Genomic DNA, 20,239 nt, shown 5'->3' on the forward strand with positions numbered 1-20,239 from the left:
AAAACTACAAAAAAAGGAGACTTATTCCGTCTCCTTCTTCTTTTTTATTTTATTTTTCTTTGGTATTTTTGATTTGATAAATTTCTTACGATCCTTTACCACATTCAAACTATGTTCATTAAAACAATATTTTGCAGCTTCATCCAAAAATTTCAAAGCATTATTAAAACTTCCTCTTTTTTCGGAAAGTAAAGATCTGTAAAACCATAAATTTGATTTATCTATCCCTTTGATTTTCAATGAATATTCGATCAATTTTTCTGCTTCCTGATAATCTTCGTTGTCCAAAAGGCATTTGATGTAATATTGCGGTGTGTTGAGATTATTCACATCATACAACATTGCTTCTTCAAAATACAGTTTGGCTTTTTCGTAATCAGAAAGCATTTCACTGTAAATTCTTCCCATCAAACATAGACTGTCTGCATCTTCCGGATCGTACGACAGCGCATAATTCAATGCTTCCAAACATTCCGGAAGACTGTATGGATAGTTATCCAAAGCTTCGAAGTAATATTTATTTTTAGTTAAGGTCATTTTTGTAGTTTTTTAATTCGTTTTTGAGTTGATTTCTTTGTTTTTTGAAAGATCTTTCCTGATAATTCTTTTTAAAATCTGTTCCGGAAAAAGTGCGAACCGGGCTTCCTCTTTGCACCTGCAAATGATTATTCCATGTTTCCTTCATTCTTTTTTGAAGCTGAACAATATTCTGTTCCAAGACTTTTTCTTTCAATCTCGTAACCGACAATTTCTTATTCTCCAATTGCGAACGAGAATCCTGTACGAAAACACTTTGCCCCGTCGGAACGTGCGTTGCCCGAACCGCAGTGTTCACTTTATTCACATTTTGTCCGCCACTTCCCTGACTCCTCGTCGTTTGAAACTGAATATCTTTTTCATTAAAATTGATTTTCTCCAAACCTTCCAATTCAAAAATTCCGATAAACCAATTGCTTCTTTTATGCAGTTTCCGGAACGTACTTTTTCCCGTCCAGCAAATGCTTCCCAACCAATTTTTTAAAAATTCATTTAATTTTTTTGATTTTAAAAGAAGGGTTACGGATTTCAAAGTCAGATTTTCATCACCATTTTCACGGTGAATAATTTCGTAGTCTATTTTATTATTTTTTGCTTCCTCAAGAAAGACCTTCAGAACTTTTGCGACTACCCATTGGCATTCTAAAGGTCCTCTTCCTGAGGTTATTTGTATGAGTTTTTCCATTTTTGTAAAATTTTTAAGATCGCTTCTCTGTTTTTAGCTTCTTTAATAAATGTTGGTAATCTTTCTACCATCCGCATTCGGTAAGGCAGTCTTGTTCTTAAATCTGATGAAACATAGTTTTCCATTTCTAAAAGATGTTCCCGATTTTTTGCCCAGAATAACTTTCCTTTAAAATCTGTCTGAAAATAATATGGACAGCCAAAAACCGGATCGTGAATCAAACCTTCTTCCTTTATTGAGCTGTTGAGATATTTCTCTGATTTGGGTTGAATCTGAAAAGAAGAGTCACATTCATCACATTTTACGGCAACATTCTTAGGTTTCTCTTTCAAGTTCCCTTGTTCATAACGAATCGGATGCCCACAAATCGGACAATTGAGTTTCACAAATGCTTTATAAACCACCAAATCCAATCCTTTCTTTTTCAAATTACAATGATTACATTCCAATGTTGCCGTTTTATAACTGTGTTCGTTTTTCACGACTGCATCTTCTCCGCAATCCGGACAGACTACGAGAATGCTTTCATGATAACCGAAATATTCTTGTTTATATTTTTTTTTCATTTCAAATTATTTTGGCATTTCGCTTAATTTAGAATGACCAACAGGATTAATTCCTTTTTCCAATAAATCTTTTGCAGCCATCACTGCCCAACATTTATCGCTGGAATGAATGTTTCTGTAAAATGAAAGTAAAGCATCTGGTTGAACAACCGTAAATCTGTTTGCTTCAACAGTTTCCAAATCACTTCTTTCAAAGAAATCGATGGTAATCCTGTGAAACTTTCCGTCTTCCATTTCGATTGTCTTTTCATATCTGCGGAAATTTTCTTCACTCGGAAGATGATCGTATCTCGTCCAGACTTTCTGAAAACCCTCCTGCTGAAGAATTATAACAACCTCAGCAACATTTTCTTTCTTTACAAAAACATCAATATCTTTATGATCATGAGCGTGTTTATACTCTGTATGCCCGATTTCAGACATAAAATGCCACGCCCAACCTCCTGAAATAATAACTTTATCTTTTAATTTATCTAAAATTTCCAGTCCGTGCTGAATTCTAAATTCCGGCCAGACTTCACCGTATCTTTTTATGTTATGTGGTGCTCCCATTTTTTTGATTTTTAAATTGTTTTTGTCATTCTGACGAAGGAAGAATCTCTTTTCTTATTAATGCGATTCTTCACTTTGCTTTGCTACTTTCAGAATGATAGTTTTATTAAATCTAACAGGTTTTGAAAACCTGTTAGATTTGAAGCCAGTTAAAATCCATCAACCAACTAAAACCCATCAACCATTTATCGATCCATTCTCACAATTCTCGGTTGAAAAGTTCCCAGAATATCCACCAATTCAGTTTGAGCGTTCATCACATCGTTGATGTCTTTGTATGCCATTGGTGCTTCTTCGGTATTTCCGCCTATCAACGTGACATTTTTGAGTTTTAATTCTTTTTTGATGTCATTTTGAGTGAACAAACTTCTGCATTCTCCTCTTGAATGTGCTCTTCCTGCACCGTGAGAAGCCGAATTCAACGAATCAGGATTTCCTTTTCCGCGAACGATGAAACCTTTTGCTGTCATTGAACCAGGAATCATTCCCAATTCATTTTCATTCGCGGGAGTTGCTCCTTTTCTGTGAACAATTACTTCTTTTCCGTTGTGAATTTCTTTCCAGGCGAAATTGTGATGATTTTCAATTCTGGCTTTCACTCTTCCTCCGACCGCTTTCACCAATCTTCTGTGAATATCATCGTGACAAGCTGAAGCGTAATCTCCTGCCAAATTCATGGCCGTCCAATATTCTAAACCCAAATGCGTACTCAAATCCAGCCAGGCAAATTGTTGTGCTTCTTTTGGTAGTGGACATTGTTCTGCCGCCACTCTCGAATAATACTGGGCGATTTCCGCACCCAACCCACGCGAACCGCTGTGTGAAAGAATTCCGAGGTATTTCCCTTTTGGAAGCCCAATTTGTTCGTCTTCTTCGGTGATTTCCACCTCTCCGAATTCTACAAAGTGATTTCCGCCGCCGGAACTTCCCATTTGTTTAATGGCTTTTCCTTTTAATCTTCTTAAAATTGGAATTAAATCAAACGTATCTCTGTCGAAAATTGCATGATCGACGTGAGATTTATGTGTTTCGTACATTCCGAATTTGGTATGTTCTGCAAGAGCTTTTTCGTATTTATCTCTCGCTCCGTCAAGATATGAAATAGGGGTATCCAAAATACTAAGCGACATTCTACAACCGATATCCATGCCGACTCCATAAGGAATCACGGCATTTTCTACTGCGAGAACTCCACCGATCGGAAGTCCGTAACCGCTGTGTGCATCGGGCATTAAAGCTCCTTGCGTTGAAATTGGAAGTTTCAAAGCGGTATACAGCTGGTTTTTTGCTTCATCCGAAATATTGTTTCCGAAAATATTGAAAGTCGCTCGGTTTATCATAAGCATTCTTTTTTCGGTTTTCTTCGATAAAAGTAAAGCTTCTGCGATTTGTCCAAAGGTTAAATCATTTTCGAATTGTTGCGGATTTTGCAGAATTTCCTTTAAAAGAGATTTTACATGATGAATATTTTTCGTTGCAAAATTTCTTTTCATGACTTCCAAAGCGATGTTTACACTCTGATTGTTTGGATAGCCTATTTTTAATATATCTTTTCCTTTAAGTTTTAAATTTCCCATTGTTTTTGTTTTTAATGATCTTCCCAGACAACAAGGCATTTTTTATCCTGCCAGAATTTTTCTAATGTCATGTTGGGATTTCCGGTTACTTTAATGGTAAGCGGACTAAGTCTTACGCTCAGTTTATGAGATCTGGATCCATAGGTTCCTATATCTACCACCTCATTACCTTGTAACTCAAGATTTTTATTTTTTAAATATTTATAAATTGCAGGAACTTGCAAATCAGCACCTCCTGTTATTTCCGAATGTGGATTTCTCAGCGTTTTTGCCGTCTGGATCAGTTCTTCCAAATCTTTGGGATAGTCGGCAAAATGCTCTTCGTAACTTTTGTAATAAATCGTTTCCAAAGCATCTTCCTGTGTGACAAATTCATGATCAATAAAATATCCGATCTGCCAGTTTTCACCATATTTTCGGTTCCATTCCTGTTGGCGTTTCTGCTGCTGTTTTATATTTCCTGCTTTTCCTATTTTACGTTCTACAACTTTCCAGGTCATTTCTACAATTTTAATTGGTATTTGAAAATTGTTATTTATCTATTAACATTTCTGCAATCTCTGTTGCAGACCTTTTGTAATGAAAGTATTTTCTGTTGTTCAGCGGATCACGTTTGTATTTATCTCTCCATTTATCGGATTTACCATATATGTTTTTACAAATAATTCCAGTGACTTTGTCTTGATTTAAATAGGATTCTAATCTATCATATTCTCTTTCTAAGTCTGAATCTAAAGGCTTGTAATGTGTAATGATATTGGGCTTTACTCTTAATACAAATCTCCAAGGTTCAATAAATTCGTAGTATTCTTTAACTGATTTTCTGATTGGGCAATAATCTTCTTTTTTTATAAAGTACTGTCTTTCTCTTTCCGTTAGTCCGAACTTTGGATTGTTCCATTCCCACGGATAAACATTCGCTATTTTTTGTTCTTTCTCTACATAAATTCTTCGTCCGGATTTTCTTTTCTTTTTCAAAAATTTTCGGGTTTCGGAATACATTTCTGTGTTGATTTTCTTTAAAAGTTCTTCAAAGAAATTTCCATCTTTTGAGCGTTGCACATCATCTCTCACAACAAAAAATCTTACAAATCCTTTCTGATAAGGTTTCTCCAAAGGAACTAGTGGGATATTCCTTCTTAATTTCCAAAGTTCTCTACTCCGTTTATACTTTTTTCTGATCTGCTTTTCTACATCTTTTTTTATTATTCTTTTTCTGCTTCTCAGACTTCTTAATCTGGAAAACTGAAGGTTATCTTTCTCCATTAAATTTTAGAAATTAGAGGTGAAATATGGAAATTAGATTTCTATACGTCACATTAAATATTTGTCAACTAAAATTATAGTTGATTGTATTCAAACCTCATAGGTTTTTGAAACCTATGAGGTTATTTAAGCGGGATCTTTTCCTAGCCCCGATTGCAGCGACATCCTTTTTTGTTGCGGCCGCAGCGGAGCGGAGGCCGTAATAAAAAAGATACAGCGGAAAGCGGGATAAAGCTCCTAAAAAACTTTATTCGAAAAGATTCCAAAAATTTTATAAAAAAGATTTGGGGGAAACTTGATGTGAGTTTGAAATATTGCGCAATAAAAAACCCGAAAATCTTACGACTCCGGGTTTTGATATTTCGTTGTACTATTATTCTAAGCGTATACCAAACCACGAAGCCTCGCCTTTGCAAAAGGCAATCCTACTGTTGAATGTAGATTAAATTTGAACATTGCTTCGTTGTTTTTTAATGGTTAAACTTGATTTTCAGATGCAAATATATAATTTTTTTTCAATTTGAAATGTTTTTTTTCAAAAAAAACGTCTGAGAAAAAATTCTCAGACATTTATATTTAAACTTTTAGTTTAATCTTTTGAGCCTAAACCGTCCATCGTATCTTCCATTCCTTTGCTGTTTGAGCTGTATGTTCTCTCACGGTCTAAGAAATAAACATCATGCTTTGCTTTTGCGATAATACCGTTATAAACATCTTCTGGTAAACCAGCCGTATCGGATTTTTCTTCGCTAAAAGAAGGTTTATTGTAAATTTTCAAAGCACCGTACTGATCAAGTATCTTCTTTGCCTTCTGTGCTTCTATAATTGTTGAAGCATAAACCACAAGATTGATCTTTCCTACACTTTCCTTACTGTAAGCTCTTAAAAGCTCATTATCATTCACAAAAATATGATTCCAAAAGCTTTGTGTTTTCTCATCTTCCTGATAATTTGTTTCTGATGAAAGGTCATCAAACTTCGAAGTAGAGACGATAATATCTGTTTCATCGAAACCACTGTTTCTTAATTCTGATTTTATTTCCGCTGTATCTACAGTTGTAGGAAACACTGAAATTACTGTATAAGCCATAATATTTTGTTTTTAGGTTATGGTCTACAGTACAAACGTCGTGCAACTTATTAGATTCTAATCACATTTTAATTTAAAAACCGGTTCAGAATATCTACGGCGCATTTCGGAAGATTGGTTCCGGGACCGAAGATAAAATCAGCGCCGTTTGCATATAAAAATTCATAATCCTGCTGTGGAATTACGCCACCAACAACAATCGTGATATCATCTGCTCCGAGTTTTTTCAATTCTTCAACGACCTGCGGAACTAAAGTTTTGTGACCAGCAGCCAATGATGAGACTCCCAAAATGTGAATATCATTTTCAACGGCCTGTTTTGCCACTTCTTCCGGAGTCTGGAACAATGGCGCAACATCGACGTCAAATCCCATATCTGCAAATGCTGTTGCTACAACTTTTGCACCACGGTCATGACCATCCTGGCCCATTTTAGCGACCATCAATCTTGGACGACGGCCTTCTTCTTTTTCGAATTTCTGAGTCAGTTCAAGCGCTTTTCCGAAGTATTCGTTTTTATTTGCATTCATAGCATAAACTCCCTGTATGGTTCTGATATTGGCTTTGTAACGGCCGAAACTTTCTTCCATCGCATCACTCATTTCACCTAAAGTCACTCTTCTTCGAGCCGCTTCGATACACAATGCCAAAAGATTTCCGTTTCCTGTTTTTGCAGATTCTCTAATCTGATTTAAAATATCTTCAACAGCTTCAGCATTACGACTTGCCTTTATTGAATCTAATCTTTCGATTTGCTTTCTGCGAACTTCCGTATTATCAATATCTAAAATTTCGATCGGGGTCTGTTCTAAAGCCGATTTAAAAGAATTTACCCCAATGATGAATTCTTCACTGCTGTCGATTTTAGCCTGTTTTCTGGCTGCAGCTTCTTCAATTCTCATTTTTGGAATTCCGGCTTCAATGGCTTTTGTCATTCCGCCTTCTTTTTCCACCTCATCAATATATTTCATCGCTTCTTCAATCATTTGCTGAGTGAGAGATTCAACCAGATTACTTCCACCCATCGGATCTACAACATCGCAAATTCCACTTTCCTGTTGAAGGATAATCTGTGTATTTCTTGCAATTTTCGCCGAATAGTCTGTTGGGAGTGCAATGGCTTCATCCAAAGCATTCGTGTGAAGAGACTGAGTTCCGCCTAAAGCAGAAGACAATGCTTCAATGGCAGTTCTTGTAATATTATTAAAAGGTTCCTGTTCCGTTAAAGACCAGCCTGAAGTTTGAGAATGCGTTCTTAAAGCTAAAGATTTTGGATTCTGAGGATTAAATTGTTTCAATAAAGTCGCCCAAATATATCTTGCAGCACGCATTTTTGCAATTTCCATGAAATGATTCATTCCGATGGCCCAAAAGAAGGATAATCTCGGAGCAAAATCGTCAACATTCATACCTGCTTTGATTCCGGTTCTTACATATTCTAATCCGTCTGCAAGTGTATAAGCCATTTCCAAAACCGGAGTTGCTCCCGCTTCCTGCATATGATATCCTGAAATGGAAATCGAATTGAATTTCGGAATATTTCTCGATGTATATTCAAAAATATCGGCAATGATTTTCATAGAAGGAGTCGGTGGATAAATATAGGTATTACGCACCATAAATTCTTTCAAAATATCATTCTGAATGGTTCCTGAAAGCTTATCCTGAGAAACGCCCTGCTCTTCCGCAGCAACAATGTAAAAAGAAAGAATCGGCAAAACCGCTCCATTCATCGTCATGGAAACTGAAATTTCATCCAAAGGAATTTCATTGAACAAAATTTTCATATCCTCCACCGAGTCAATTGCAACGCCTGCTTTTCCAACGTCACCTACAACTCTTGAGTGATCGGAATCATAACCTCTGTGAGTCGCCAAATCGAAGGCTACAGAAAGTCCTTTTTGTCCAGCCGCCAAATTTCTCCTGTAAAAAGCATTCGATTCTTCCGCCGTAGAAAAACCTGCATACTGGCGAATCGTCCAGGGCTTTTGAACATACATCGTCGAGTAAGGGCCTCTCAAATACGGTGCAATGCCCGGAGAACTGTCTGCGATGCTTTTATCTTTTACATCTTCTGCTGTATATTTTGATTTCAGTTCAAGTCCGTCTTTCTCGAATTGATAGATTTCCTGCTGATTTTCAGTTATATTAAATTGAGGAGCTTTGTTCTTTATTTCCCTTCTCATTTCTTCGGATTTAAGATTTTAAAAGTAAGCATTTTTAGAATAATGGTTTGTGGTTGATTTTCAATTGGAAACGGAGAATATTTAAACGCAAAGTCCTCTAAGATTTATTTGAATACTCTACACATATTTTTAAGTTCGCAAAGGCGTTTGACTTCGTCGAATCTACGATTTCACTCAGCAATACTAATGTTTTAAATAAAAAGCGAGACTGTAATTTACAATCCCGCTTTTAAAGCTTTAAACCTAATAAGGTTAGATTATTTATTCAATTTTTTAATTCCCATTTCATACAAAGCAAAAGAAATCAAATCTGCATTTTCACTGATCACCTGATCTGTTGCTCTTCCTGCTCCGTGACCTGCATTTTTCTCGATTCTTACCAAAATTGGGTTTGCACATTTCTGTTTTTCCTGTAATTCTGCTCCGAACTTGAAAGAATGTGCCGGAACTACTCGGTCATCATGATCACTCGTTATAATCATCGTTGAAGGATAACAAGTTCCTGGTTTCACATTATGTACAGGTGAATAAGATTTTAAATACTCAAACATTTCTTTATTGTCTTCCGCAGTTCCGTAATCGTAAGACCAACCTGCTCCTGCTGTGAATTTGTTGTATCTCAACATATCTAAAACACCAACTCCCGGGAAAGCCACTTTTGCTAAATCAGGACGCATCGTCATCGTCGCACCGACCAACAATCCGCCATTCGACCTTCCTGAAAGTGCCATATATTCCTTTGAAGTATGCCCTTTAGACTGCAAATATTCTCCGGCTGCAATGAAATCTTCAAATACATTTTTCTTTTGCATTTTTGTTCCTGCATCGTGCCATTTTTTACCGTATTCACCACCACCACGGATGTTTGGAACTGCGTAAATCCCGCCATTTTCCATCCAAATTGCATTGACTACTGAGAAAGATGGCTGTAAGCTGATATTGAAACCTCCGTAAGAGTAGAGCATCGTTGGATTTTTACCGTCGAGTTTAATTCCTTTTTTATAATTAATCATCATCGGAATTTTTGTTCCGTCTTTCGATGTGTAAAATACCTGCTCTGAAACATAATCTTCAGGATTAAATTTCACTTTAGGCTTCTGATAAATTTCAGATTTTCCGGAATCAGCATTGAATTTATAAGTTGTTCCCGGCGTTATATAGTTACTGAAAGAATAATACAATTCCTTCTCCGATTTTTTACCTCCGAAACCTCCGACATTTCCTTTTCCTGGAAGAGAAATTTCTCTGATCAGTTTTCCGTTTTTGTCGAACTGTTTTACCTGATCAATTGCATCAATCATATAGGTTGCGAAGAAATAACCTCCGCCACCGGAAATTCCCAACACATTTTCTGTTTCAGGAATAACGTCTTTCCAGGTTTCAGGAGCCGGATTTTGAATGGTTGTTTTTACCAAACGCATATTCGGAGCATCTTTATCGGTAAAGATGTAAAGATTGTCACCATCCGTATCAACAATACTTGCGTTGATATCAAAACCACTGTTGATCTGAACGAAATCGCCACCTTTCTTTAAATCTTTAATAAAAACTTCATTTCCGTTGGTAGCATTAGCTGCAGAAATAATCAAATATCTCTCGTCCTCAGAAAGATACGCTCCCAAATATCTTCTCGGAGTTTCTTCACCTCCAAAAATTAATTGATCGGCAGACTGTTTTGTTCCTAATTTATGATAGTAAACTTTGTGTTTGTCTGTCATTCCGGAAAGTACAGTTCCTTCTTTCGGTTTGTCGTAGCTAGAATAATAGAAACCTTCATCGCCTTGCCAAGCAATTCCGCTGAATTTTACGTCAACTAAAGTTTCATCAATTTGTTTTTTAGTTACCGCATCGATGATGATAATTTTATTCCAGTCACTTCCGCCTTCGGAAATTGAGTAGGCTGCCAAATTTCCTTTTTTGTTGAAAGACAAACTTGAAAGTGAAGTCGTTCCTTTTTCAGAAAATTTGTTTGGATCTAAAAATACTTCAGTTGTTTTTGTCTTATTATGGGTTCTGTACAAAACAGATTGCGCCTGCAAACCGTTATTTTTGTAATAATACGTATAATCTCCTTCTTTGAAAGGTGCGCCAATCTTTTCGTAATTCCAGATGTCGGTTAATTGCTTTACAATATCCTGTCTGTAAGGAATCTGAGATAAATATCTTTGGCTGAAAGCAACTTCCTCATCCACCCATTTTTTGGTAGGTTCAGAATCATTTTCTAAATCTCTGTATGGATCTGCAACAGCAGTTCCGAAATAGGTATCGGTTTGATTTCCTTTTATCGCTTTAGGATAGGTCATTTTCTGAGCAAAAAAATTAGCCGAAAACAAAACGCCGGCAGTTAATAAAATCGGTTTAAAATTCATTTTGAAGGATTTTCTCAAAAGTAAGAAAAGTTGTGGGAATAAAAAAAGCTTCTGTATATAGAAGCTTTTATAGATTAATGTTTATTTAATTTTTTTTGGATTATAACTATTGACTGATTGCCAATATACTTTATAAAAGTCTTTACCATTACTTAAGCTCTGAATACCATTTGAAAAATACTCTATGATTTTTTCTTTATTTGAATAAGATGTACTTAGGCAATCATTATTATTTTCATCAAAAACCAGAACGCTTGCATAGATTTCATTCCAATTTTCATCACCGTTTGCATATACAGAGTATTGTTTATCTTCACCCTCAAATAGTTTCACCTTTTCCCAAACTAATATTGGATGAGATTCATCGATATTTGGCCTTACTTCTTTAGACCATTTTCCAAATCTCTCGTACATTACTTGTTTAGTATACATTGCAGAAAGTACTGCATTAAATTTAAGTTCATTTAGTTCGGTAGTATCATTATTTTTTTTAATAATCTTCTTGGTAAAAACATTGTAATTTTTAAATCCTTTCTTATAGATGAAAGGAGTATTTGGATTATAAGTTTTTTGTGCTACACCAACTGGCTTGTCTTTATTACTTCTTTGAGAAAAAGAATTTGACGAAAAATTAAAAAATATTACGATGAAAATAAATCTCCAATTCATATCCTTTTAGTTAATAAATATAAAAATTCATCCTTAAAACTCACGTGTAAAAATCACCCGATCAATTCCTTCGCCTGCGTCAAAGCCGCTTCAGTAATTTTACTTCCGGAAAGAAGCTGTGCAATTTCATTCAGTTTTTCTTCGTCATTGAGCGGAATGATGGTTGACTGCGTTTTTCCTGCTATATCCTGTTTTACAACCTTATAATTATCATTTCCTTTGGCAGCAACCTGTGCTAAATGAGAAATAACAATTAGCTGCATATCTTCAGACATTTCACGCATAAGATTACCTATTTCTTCGGCAACTTTTCCTGAAACTCCAGTATCAATTTCATCTAAAATCAAAGTTGGAAGTTCATCACTTTCTGCAATAATTTTTTTCACAGCAAGCATTACACGGGATCTTTCTCCACCAGAAATGGCAGTTTGAATTGGCTTCAGAGGAAATCCTGAATTTGCCTGAAATAAAAGCTGAATATTTTCTTTTCCAAACTGATTGTATTCCGAAGAATCTTTGATTTCAATATCAACTTTTGCTTTTTCCAGACCTAATTTTTTAAGCAAATCTTCTGCTTTTTTAATGAAAACAGGAATGCTTTTCTTTCTGTTTTTTGAAAGTTTCTGACTTAGAGACTCAAGAGATCTTTCTTTAGATGAAATATTTTCAAGAATTTCTTTAATGTAAGCCTCAATTTCGGCAGTTCCTTTTTGTTCGCCTGAAAGTTGGTCCCTGATTTCTTTTAAAGCTTCAATATTCGCAACATTATGCTTCAAAAAAAGACTGTTGACTTTATTATTAAATTCTAAAAGCTGCACTAAATTTTCAGGGTTAATTTCAATTTTCTCAGACTCATCTTCTAATTCAGAAATGATATCTTTAATTTCTACAAAAGAAGTTTCCAATCTATCGTTAAGCTCAGAAAAGCTTGTAGAAACTTCAGCAATCTTAGAAAGTTTAGATTTTGCTTCATTAAAAAAAGAAAGAATCCCTATTTCTTCCTGATGAAATCTTGACAAAATCTGAGACAGATTTTCAGAAATCATTCCTGCGTTTTCCTGTACAGAAAGCTGGTTTTGCAAATCTTCATAATTTACATCATCCATTTTCAATTCTTCAAGTTCGCTCAGAAGAAATTGCTTGTAATCACTTTCTTTCGTATTTTCTGAAAGCTGAGTCTGAAATTTTTTAAGTTGAGTTTTTAACGTCTGATATTCAAAAAAATCCTGTTGATAATCTTCGATCAGTTTCTTATTCTCTGAAAGTCCATCGATTATTTTAAACTGATATTCAGCAGTAAAAAGATTAGACGTTTCGAACTGAGAATGAATATCAATCAACTGAGAAGTCAATTCCTTAAGCACGTCCAAAGTTACCGGAACATCATTGATAAATGCTCTAGATTTTCCTGAAGGCAAAATTTCCCGTCTGATGATCGTCTGATGTTCGTAGTCGAGATCGTTTTCTATAAAGAATTTTTTAAACTGATTATTAAGCTCAAATTCTGTTTCGACAATACTTTTTTCTTCGGCTTTGGAAATTGATTTAATATCTGCTCTTTCGCCTAAAATTAATCGAAGCGCACCTAAAATAATCGATTTACCGGCACCTGTTTCACCAGTGATGACCTGTAAACCGTTTTTCAGAGACACTTCGAGTGCATCAATTAAGGCAAAATTTTTAATATAAATTCTTGAAAGCATAGATTTGTAAGCAGATTACGTTTTGTTGCTGCAAATATAAAATTTAGAAATCAGAATTCAATTATTATACCTTTTACTTCCATTTATTCCACTTAGATTCTGTGTTCTTTGGTGAGAAAACGATCATTTGCTGTTTCAAAGTTCCGATGTTTACCGAACCATTATTTCCTGAATTGAAAATATTGAATATCTCATCAGCTTTACTATCCATAAAAAGATTGAAGAAATAATTCTGCTGGAAAGAGTTTTCATATGTTTTAAGCTGCATCAAAGCATCAAAAATGATTTTCTTCGATTGTGTTTGGTCCTGATTAAACAATCCATCCAAACCGGCTCTGTGATATGTATAAATCGTAGAACGCAACTGACTCATGTTTGGATTAAGAATTTCCCCAATTAAAATCGAACGACTCCTTGGTTCGTTAATCTGATTCCATCCGTCGTAGCCTCTGTTTTGAGCATTCTGTGCAATCTGTTGCGCTTTTGAAAACCACTGAGTTCCGCCCATCGACTGAAAACTATCTGCATCATATCCCAAAATCAGATACACATAAAAGCTGATGACATCTATTAAATTCTTACCAGAAAACTGTCTCTCATTGAAAACAAGATTTTCATTTTCAGCATATTCAAACCCGAATCTGGTATCCTGAATATTTAAAAGAGGTGACTCGTACGAACTGCTGAAAACCGGGCGAACCGCCTGAACAACAATGGTTCCTTTATATCGGTTTCCATCTCTTTCTGTAAGAACGATGGCAAAATTTGATTTTATTTTTTCAAAATTCTGGAGTTTTTTACCTGTCCAGCTTGTATTGTTGATGAAATCCCGCAGACTTTTTTCCAACGCTTTAAAAGCCTGGGTATTACTTCCGCCAAGTTGCTGTGAATTGACCTGAACCGTAGCAAGAAGCTCCTGAGAAAATCCAAAATTGAATACAATCAGAAAAAAGAGTATGATAATTTTTTTCATTAGCTAATTAAAAATTGAAAACGGAAATTTATAACATTTATTTTAAAATCTGAGTTTCAATACAATCAAGAATATCTTTTGCAACATTTTCCTTTGATTTCAGGTCAAATTCCAGTTTTTCTGTTTTGGTAAATATTTTTATTTTATTGGTGTCGTTTTTAAAGCCTGCACCTTCGTCTCGAAGCGAATTTAAAACGATCATATCTAAATTTTTCTTGACAAGCTTTCCTTTCGCATTTTCTTCTTCGTTCTGAGTTTCAAGGGCAAAACCCACCAAAAACTGATGCGTTTTTTTCTCACCCATTGTTTTAAGAATATCCGGATTTTTGATTAACTCAATCGAAAAAGTATCTTCATTTTTTTTAATTTTTTCTGAAGCTACAACTTTCGGAGCATAATCTGCAACGGCCGCACTCGCAATTCCGATGTCAATTGTTTCGTAATATTCAAAAACCTTATTGAGCATTTCTTTTGCTGAGGTTACTCTATGCAAATCGATATTAGGATTGGAAGATTTCAAAGAAGTCGGTCCGGAAATGAGAATTACTTTCGCTCCTCTTCTCGCAGCTTCTTCAGCCAATGAAAAACCCATTTTTCCTGAAGAATGATTCCCGATAAAACGAACAGGATCAATGGCTTCATAAGTAGGTCCAGCTGTAATTAAAATGGTTTTTCCTTCCAACGATTTTTTCTGATTCGAATTAAAAAACTCTTCGATAGTTTTAACAATTGTTTCAGGTTCTGCCATCCTTCCCTGCCCAATCAAACCACTCGCCAATTCGCCGCTTTCAGCAGGAATTACAGTATGACCAAATTCTTCTGCAAGTTTTAAATTATTTTTTGTGGAAGGATGCTGGTACATGTCTAAATCCATTGCAGGAGCAATAAAAACGGGACATTTTGCCGACATATACGTTGCAATCAAAAGATTATCACAAATCCCGTGAATCATCTTGGCTAAAGTATTGGCCGTACAAGGCGCAACGATCATTACATCTGCCCAAAGAGCCAATTCCACATGACTGTTCCATGTTCCGTTATCGCTGTAAAATTCTGTGTAAACCGGATTTTTTGAAAGTGTGGATAAACTCAGCTTCGTCACAAAATGCTCCGCATCGGGTGACATTATGACCTGAACTTCGGCTCCTTTTTTCACAAAATCCCGAATAAGAAAATGAATTTTATAGGCAGCTATTCCACCTGATACGGCAATGAGAATCTTTTTCCCCGAAATACTCATGTAGATTTTTTTAAAGCACTAATTTACTTATTTTTTCCTAAAATAATCTTCATATATAAACGACAAAATCATAGAAGAAACCAATCTCCTATGATTTTTAAGTTTTATAAAAATAAATTTTATTTATTTTCTGTCTTCAGTCTTTCTGAAGTAAACCTCATCTTCCAACCATTCCTGGATAGCGATAGATGTTGGTTTCGGAAGTTTTTCGTAGTGCTTTGAAATTTCGATCTGCTCTCTGTTTTCAAAAACCTCTTCCAAAGTAGAGTTGTGAACCGCAAATTCGTCTAACTTATTGTGTAATTCAGTACGAATTTCTGCGTTGATCTGTTCTGCTCTTTTCCCCATGATGACAATAGCTTCATAGATTGAGCCTACTTTGTCTTCAATCTTATCTTTATCGTAAGTAATCGTATTTACTTCTGCTTTTGTATCTTTTACGCTCATTTTGAGAAAATTAATTTATTTATAAGGTGGCAAATTTACGAATTATCTTTGAATTTTGAAAGTCGCTGCAGGAGGAGGAGTTTGTAGCACTGCACTGTCTCTTCTCATTTGGTTCGCCTGCTTTTCAAGATCAATCTGATCCTTCATCTGCTGTTCTGTTTTATTTTGCTGTGCCATTTTATCAGCAATTTTCTTCTGCTTTGCTGTAAGAACAGCAATTCTCTCTTCTGTTTGTTTTTTCACAACAGCAAAATCTTTCTTTTCTTTTTCAAGTTTTTGTCTCAGATCCAGAGCTGTTTCAGAATATTCCGTATCAGGAAGTTCTTTTTCAACCTGTCTTGTAAATGCCAAAGCACTTTCAATACGCTCTTCTTTTAAATCATAAACAGAGTTCTGAGCTAAAAGATAACGTGCTTTCATCATATAATCGTAGATTTTCGGACGAAGCTTCGTACTTGGAAAATCGTCTAAAACATTTTCGAAAGCAACCGTTGTAGCTTTATAATCTGCCATTTTGAAATATTGCTTGGCATTCTCATAAGCTTTGAATTCAAGCTTGTAGGAAAGCTCATCAATCATCGTATTGATGTTTTTTGATCTTTCAGAATTCGGATAGTTATTTAAAAATTCCTGAAGCTCGTTGATGGCCAACTCTGTGCTCGACTGATCTAAATTATAATCCATAGACCCATTATAGTAGCATAATGCAGACATATAAGCCGCTTCTTCTTTTCTGCTATCCTGAGGAAAACTCACAGAGAAATTTTTAAACTGATTTCCTGCAAGTCTATAGTTTTTATCATAAAAATTGGCATACGCTGAATTGAAAACCACATTCGGTGCATCATCTGTTCCAGCAACAAGATTCGGAAGCCTGTCATAAAGTGCCAAAGCATTCTTCCATTTCTTTTTAGCAAAATTTTCGTTTGCCGTTTTAAGGATAAAATTCTTGTCTGCACTTCTCAATGCTTTTTCCTGCTGACTTTTGCAAGAAGCAAGCACAGCAATAGCGAAAATACCTAAAATATATTTTTTCATATAAAAAATAACAGTTATCGGGTTTACCGACCTATTAATTTGCAAAAATATAACTTTTTTGCTAAAAGATTTTTTTTTATGATTATTTAACGTAAAATTAGTCTGCTGCATATCCCAAAACAGCAAAAACATTCATTAAAAGATTCATTTTCACCTTTTTTTCGGCTTCTTTCGCATAAGATTCTTCGTCCTTATGAGGAACATATAATTCGTAAAAATTTCTATTTCTAATGACAAATAATGTTGAACCGATAATTGTTGTCAGAATATCTTCAGGCTTAGGTGTAAATGTAAAAACTCCCGAAGTCACTCCCTTTTTAATGACTTCATCGAGTTTTCTTACAAACAACTGGTAAAAATCAAGCAGTTCATCTTTAAGATTTTCGGTATGACGAAGTTCCTGCGTTACAAAACCATGGAAATAGTTATATCTGAAAAGCTGACCGACAATATATTTGATCATTTCTTTCATCTGCATTTCCGGTCTTCCGTCTTTGATGGTGTCTGCAAACTGAGAAAAGTTTTCTCTCGTTTTCAGCACACGATACTGATAAAGGTACGACATCATTTTCTCCTTTGAACCAAAATAATAAGAAATCATCGCCACATTGATATTGGCTTTTGTACAGATATCTCTTACCGAAGTCCCTTCATATCCTTTTTTAGCGATAAGTTCTTCTGCAATATCAAGAATGTGAATTTGTTTCTCAGAAAACTTTTTCCCCATAGTTACGTTTTTAGTAAAGTTAAGAAATTTTAACTGATCCATAAACGAACGTTTAATAATTTTTAATCTGTCTTAATTATAGTATTTTTGAACATGACATTTTTTGATTTTCATCATCATAAAGAAAATAAAGCGAACGGAATTTATAATTTAGATTATGAAAAAATTCCGCCAAATTATTTATATTCTATTGGGATCCACCCGAAAGACATTCAACCAAAGAACATTGATGACCAATTAAATTGGTTAAAATCAAACATTAAAGAAACTTGTTTTGCTATCGGTGAATGTGGACTGGATTCTTTTGTGGAAATAGATCAAAAAACTCAGGAAGAAGTTTTTTTAAAGCAAATAAAAATAGCAAATGAAGTGAAGAAACCAATGGTAATCCATTGTGTAAGAAAGTTTTATGAGGTGATTTCGTTAAAAAAACACTCGGAACAACCGATGATCATTCATGGATTCAATAAAAAGCAAAGTATTGCCGATGATTTGCTGAAAAATAATTTTTATTTGAGTTTTGGAAAAGCCGTTTTGTATAATCTATCTTTGCAGAATGTTTTAAAGACCATTCCTTTAAACAGAATGTTTCTTGAAACTGATAATGAAGATTTTAATATCGGAGAATTATACCAAAAAGTTTCAGAATTAAAGCAAATTTCTTTAAATCAACTGAACGAACAAATTTTAGAAAATTTACAGACAATAAAAAATGGATAAATACTGGTTGGAAAGAACGGAACTTCTCATCAAAGAAGAAGGTTTGGAAAAATTGAACAGAGCAACTATTCTCATCGTAGGATTGGGTGGAGTCGGTTCTTTTGCAGCAGAATTTCTGGCAAGAGCCGGGATCGGAAATATGACGATTGTTGACGGTGACACGGTAGATATTACCAATGTTAACAGACAGCTTCCGGCATTGCATTCCACTGTGGGAAAACATAAAGTAGAAGTGGTTGCTGAAAGGCTTTTAGATATTAATCCCAAATTGAATCTTATCAAAATCAATGAGTTTCTGAATCCCGAAAGAATGGATGAAGTTTTAGACTCAGGACAGTTTGATTATGTTCTTGATTGTATTGACAGTGTAACGCCAAAACTTTGCCTGATAAAAGCAGCTAAGAAAAGAAAAATAAAAATCATCAGTTCAATGGGAGCAGGAGGAAAAACCGACCCAAGTAAAGTGATGGTAAAAGACATCAGCAAAACACAAAACTGCTATCTTGCCAAGCAGGTGAGAAAAAGACTGAGAAAAGAAAAAATAAACAAAGGATTTAAATGCGTGTTCTCTGATGAACTGCAAAAAGACGACAGCCTCAAAATGACCGACGGAACCAATTACAAAAGGTCTTTTTACGGAACAATCAGTTTTATTCCGGCGATTTTTGGTTTATATGCTGCTGCAGAAGTTATCAATTACTTAGTGAAAAAGGATTAATGTCTGATTTTAAATATCCAAAAAAGGAAAAACTAAAGAAAAAAGCAGAGATCGACTTACTTTTTGCTAAAGGTAAGTGGAAAACGTATGGAAACCTGCGAATCATTATCCTTAAAAATCATCCCGATCTGCAGAATGAAAATGCAAAAATCGGCGTGTCTGTTTCTAAGAGATATTTTAAAAAAGCTGTTTACAGAAACCGTGTGAAAAGGCTTCTGAGAGAATGTTATCGTTTGAATAAAGAACTTTTCAGAGAAAGTTTTGGTGAAAAAACAATGGCTATGTTGTTTTGGGTTTCGAATGAACTTCCTGAGAAATTTCAGGATGTTGAGGAGCAGTTTATTAAATTATGTCAATTGCAAACTCAAAAAAAAACATAATATATCGATTGTCAATCGATTTTTGTTATCAATAATTGTTGCGCTCCTCCGGAGCGCAATTTTCTTTGGTTATCATCTTTCTACAAAGATTCGGCTCCGAAGGAGCCGAACCTCATCAAAATTATATTTAAAAAAATTGATTCTGATGTATTTATATTTTTTGTAGCTTTAAACAACAATTGATGATTATGTCAGATCAAATTCCTTATCTTCCGTATATTCTGAGCGCATTTATCGGGATCGGACTTGCTGCTGCAACAGGTTTCAGAGTTTTTCTGCCGATGTTTGCCGTAAGTTTAGCTTCTTATTTTCACTGGATTCCCACGCATGAAAGTTTCGAATGGCTTTCTGGTCTTCCTGCATTAATTACCACAGGAATTGCCACTTTAGCAGAAATTTTAGCCTATTATGTTCCGGTAATTGATAATTTTTTAGATACCATTTCGGTTCCGCTGGCAACCATTGCCGGCTCGATTCTTTTCGCAAGTCAGTTTGCAGATTTGGGAACATTTCCGCAATGGGGATTGGCTTTAATTGCAGGAGGAGGCACTGCTGCGACCATCAGTACAGGCTTTGCAGGAATCCGGGCTGCATCTACAGCAACAACGGGCGGATTAGGAAACTCTGTTGTAGGCACCACGGAAACAGCAGGCTCAGGAATTATGGCTGTTTTAGCGATGATTGCTCCCGTTATCGCTGTCGTTCTCACAATCATTACTTTAATTGTTATAATAATTTTAGGGAAGAAAGCTTACCGGAAGCTTAAAAAAACAAAAAGCGTTTAATAATATAACAT

The 20,239-nt window shown here is 35.1% G+C and carries 21 protein-coding genes; 4 read left to right on the forward strand and 17 right to left on the reverse strand.

Translation table 11 applies throughout. The features are described from left to right. Positions 1-21 precede the first annotated feature (21 nt). From ACR1PN_RS04515 to ACR1PN_RS04595, 17 genes are all read right to left on the reverse strand, one after another. The gene (locus tag ACR1PN_RS04515) at positions 22-537 is read right to left on the reverse strand and encodes a tetratricopeptide repeat protein (protein ID WP_433979052.1); all 516 of its coding nucleotides are present in this window, start codon (positions 535-537) and stop codon (positions 22-24) included. After that, entirely contained in the window at positions 524-1,222 is a 699-nt protein-coding gene (prfH, locus tag ACR1PN_RS04520; RefSeq protein ID WP_433979053.1) for a peptide chain release factor H, read from the reverse strand. The genes ACR1PN_RS04515 and prfH overlap by 14 nt, the downstream gene beginning before the upstream one ends. Further along, entirely contained in the window at positions 1,201-1,788 is a 588-nt protein-coding gene (locus ACR1PN_RS04525) for a hypothetical protein (RefSeq protein WP_433979054.1), read from the reverse strand. Before ACR1PN_RS04525 ends, prfH begins: the two co-directional genes overlap by 22 nt. A 6-nt stretch (positions 1,789-1,794) precedes the next feature. Continuing rightward, positions 1,795-2,340 carry a nucleotidyltransferase domain-containing protein gene (locus ACR1PN_RS04530; RefSeq protein WP_433979055.1) on the reverse strand — a complete coding sequence of 182 codons (546 nt, stop codon included), beginning with the start codon at positions 2,338-2,340 and terminating at the stop codon, positions 1,795-1,797. A 185-nt stretch (positions 2,341-2,525) separates the two neighbouring features. Next, on the reverse strand, positions 2,526-3,917 hold the full coding sequence (locus ACR1PN_RS04535; protein WP_433979056.1) for an RtcB family protein: 1,392 nt from the start codon (positions 3,915-3,917) through the stop codon (positions 2,526-2,528). Positions 3,918-3,928: 11 nt separating this feature from the next. After that, complete coding sequence (locus tag ACR1PN_RS04540; protein ID WP_433979057.1) at positions 3,929-4,417, reverse strand: hypothetical protein; 489 nt, start codon at positions 4,415-4,417, stop codon at positions 3,929-3,931. A gap of 31 nt (positions 4,418-4,448) precedes the next feature. Then, positions 4,449-5,183, reverse strand: coding sequence for a hypothetical protein (locus ACR1PN_RS04545; RefSeq protein ID WP_433979058.1), 735 nt, complete (start codon positions 5,181-5,183; stop codon positions 4,449-4,451). A 589-nt stretch (positions 5,184-5,772) separates the two neighbouring features. Beyond that, a complete protein-coding gene (locus ACR1PN_RS04550) occupies positions 5,773-6,273 on the reverse strand; it encodes a hypothetical protein (RefSeq protein ID WP_433979059.1) in 501 nt (166 codons plus the stop codon). Positions 6,274-6,341: 68 nt separating this feature from the next. Further along, on the reverse strand, positions 6,342-8,459 hold the full coding sequence (scpA, locus tag ACR1PN_RS04555; RefSeq protein WP_433979060.1) for a methylmalonyl-CoA mutase: 2,118 nt from the start codon (positions 8,457-8,459) through the stop codon (positions 6,342-6,344). Positions 8,460-8,716: 257 nt separating this feature from the next. Continuing rightward, entirely contained in the window at positions 8,717-10,762 is a 2,046-nt protein-coding gene (locus tag ACR1PN_RS04560) for a prolyl oligopeptidase family serine peptidase (protein ID WP_433979159.1), read from the reverse strand. Positions 10,763-10,909: 147 nt separating this feature from the next. Next, positions 10,910-11,497, reverse strand: coding sequence for a hypothetical protein (locus ACR1PN_RS04565; RefSeq protein WP_433979061.1), 588 nt, complete (start codon positions 11,495-11,497; stop codon positions 10,910-10,912). A 53-nt stretch (positions 11,498-11,550) separates the two neighbouring features. Next, a complete protein-coding gene (locus tag ACR1PN_RS04570; RefSeq protein ID WP_433979062.1) occupies positions 11,551-13,200 on the reverse strand; it encodes a DNA repair protein RecN in 1,650 nt (549 codons plus the stop codon). A 73-nt stretch (positions 13,201-13,273) separates the two neighbouring features. Continuing rightward, a complete protein-coding gene (locus tag ACR1PN_RS04575) occupies positions 13,274-14,173 on the reverse strand; it encodes a DUF4835 family protein (protein WP_433979063.1) in 900 nt (299 codons plus the stop codon). A gap of 37 nt (positions 14,174-14,210) precedes the next feature. Beyond that, positions 14,211-15,413, reverse strand: a complete 1,203-nt coding sequence (coaBC, locus tag ACR1PN_RS04580) for a bifunctional phosphopantothenoylcysteine decarboxylase/phosphopantothenate--cysteine ligase CoaBC (protein WP_433979064.1) — start codon at positions 15,411-15,413, stop codon at positions 14,211-14,213. Between the two features lie 123 nt (positions 15,414-15,536). Next, entirely contained in the window at positions 15,537-15,860 is a 324-nt protein-coding gene (locus tag ACR1PN_RS04585; protein ID WP_034677637.1) for a DNA-directed RNA polymerase subunit omega, read from the reverse strand. 42 nt (positions 15,861-15,902) lie between these two features. Next, positions 15,903-16,898: an outer membrane protein assembly factor BamD gene (locus ACR1PN_RS04590; protein WP_433979065.1), complete on the reverse strand. Its 996-nt coding sequence runs from the start codon at positions 16,896-16,898 to the stop codon at positions 15,903-15,905. A 97-nt stretch (positions 16,899-16,995) separates the two neighbouring features. After that, positions 16,996-17,625 (reverse strand): TetR/AcrR family transcriptional regulator, encoded by a 630-nt coding sequence (locus ACR1PN_RS04595; protein WP_378179795.1) that lies wholly within the window; start codon positions 17,623-17,625, stop codon positions 16,996-16,998. Between the two features lie 93 nt (positions 17,626-17,718). Here ACR1PN_RS04595 and ACR1PN_RS04600 point away from each other — a divergent pair, with 93 nt between their 5' ends. From ACR1PN_RS04600 to ACR1PN_RS04615, 4 genes are all read left to right on the forward strand, one after another. Continuing rightward, positions 17,719-18,345, forward strand: a complete 627-nt coding sequence (locus tag ACR1PN_RS04600) for a TatD family hydrolase (RefSeq protein WP_433979160.1) — start codon at positions 17,719-17,721, stop codon at positions 18,343-18,345. Further along, the gene (locus ACR1PN_RS04605; protein WP_433979066.1) at positions 18,338-19,063 is read left to right on the forward strand and encodes a tRNA threonylcarbamoyladenosine dehydratase; all 726 of its coding nucleotides are present in this window, start codon (positions 18,338-18,340) and stop codon (positions 19,061-19,063) included. Before ACR1PN_RS04600 ends, ACR1PN_RS04605 begins: the two co-directional genes overlap by 8 nt. Then, the gene (rnpA, locus tag ACR1PN_RS04610; protein ID WP_378179353.1) at positions 19,063-19,443 is read left to right on the forward strand and encodes a ribonuclease P protein component; all 381 of its coding nucleotides are present in this window, start codon (positions 19,063-19,065) and stop codon (positions 19,441-19,443) included. Before ACR1PN_RS04605 ends, rnpA begins: the two co-directional genes overlap by 1 nt. A gap of 188 nt (positions 19,444-19,631) precedes the next feature. After that, complete coding sequence (locus tag ACR1PN_RS04615; protein WP_433979067.1) at positions 19,632-20,228, forward strand: DUF4126 domain-containing protein; 597 nt, start codon at positions 19,632-19,634, stop codon at positions 20,226-20,228. Positions 20,229-20,239: the final 11 nt, after the last annotated feature.

This window comes from Chryseobacterium sp. RLHN22, from assembly GCF_051011795.1.
Taxonomy (GTDB): domain Bacteria; phylum Bacteroidota; class Bacteroidia; order Flavobacteriales; family Weeksellaceae; genus Chryseobacterium; species Chryseobacterium zhengzhouense.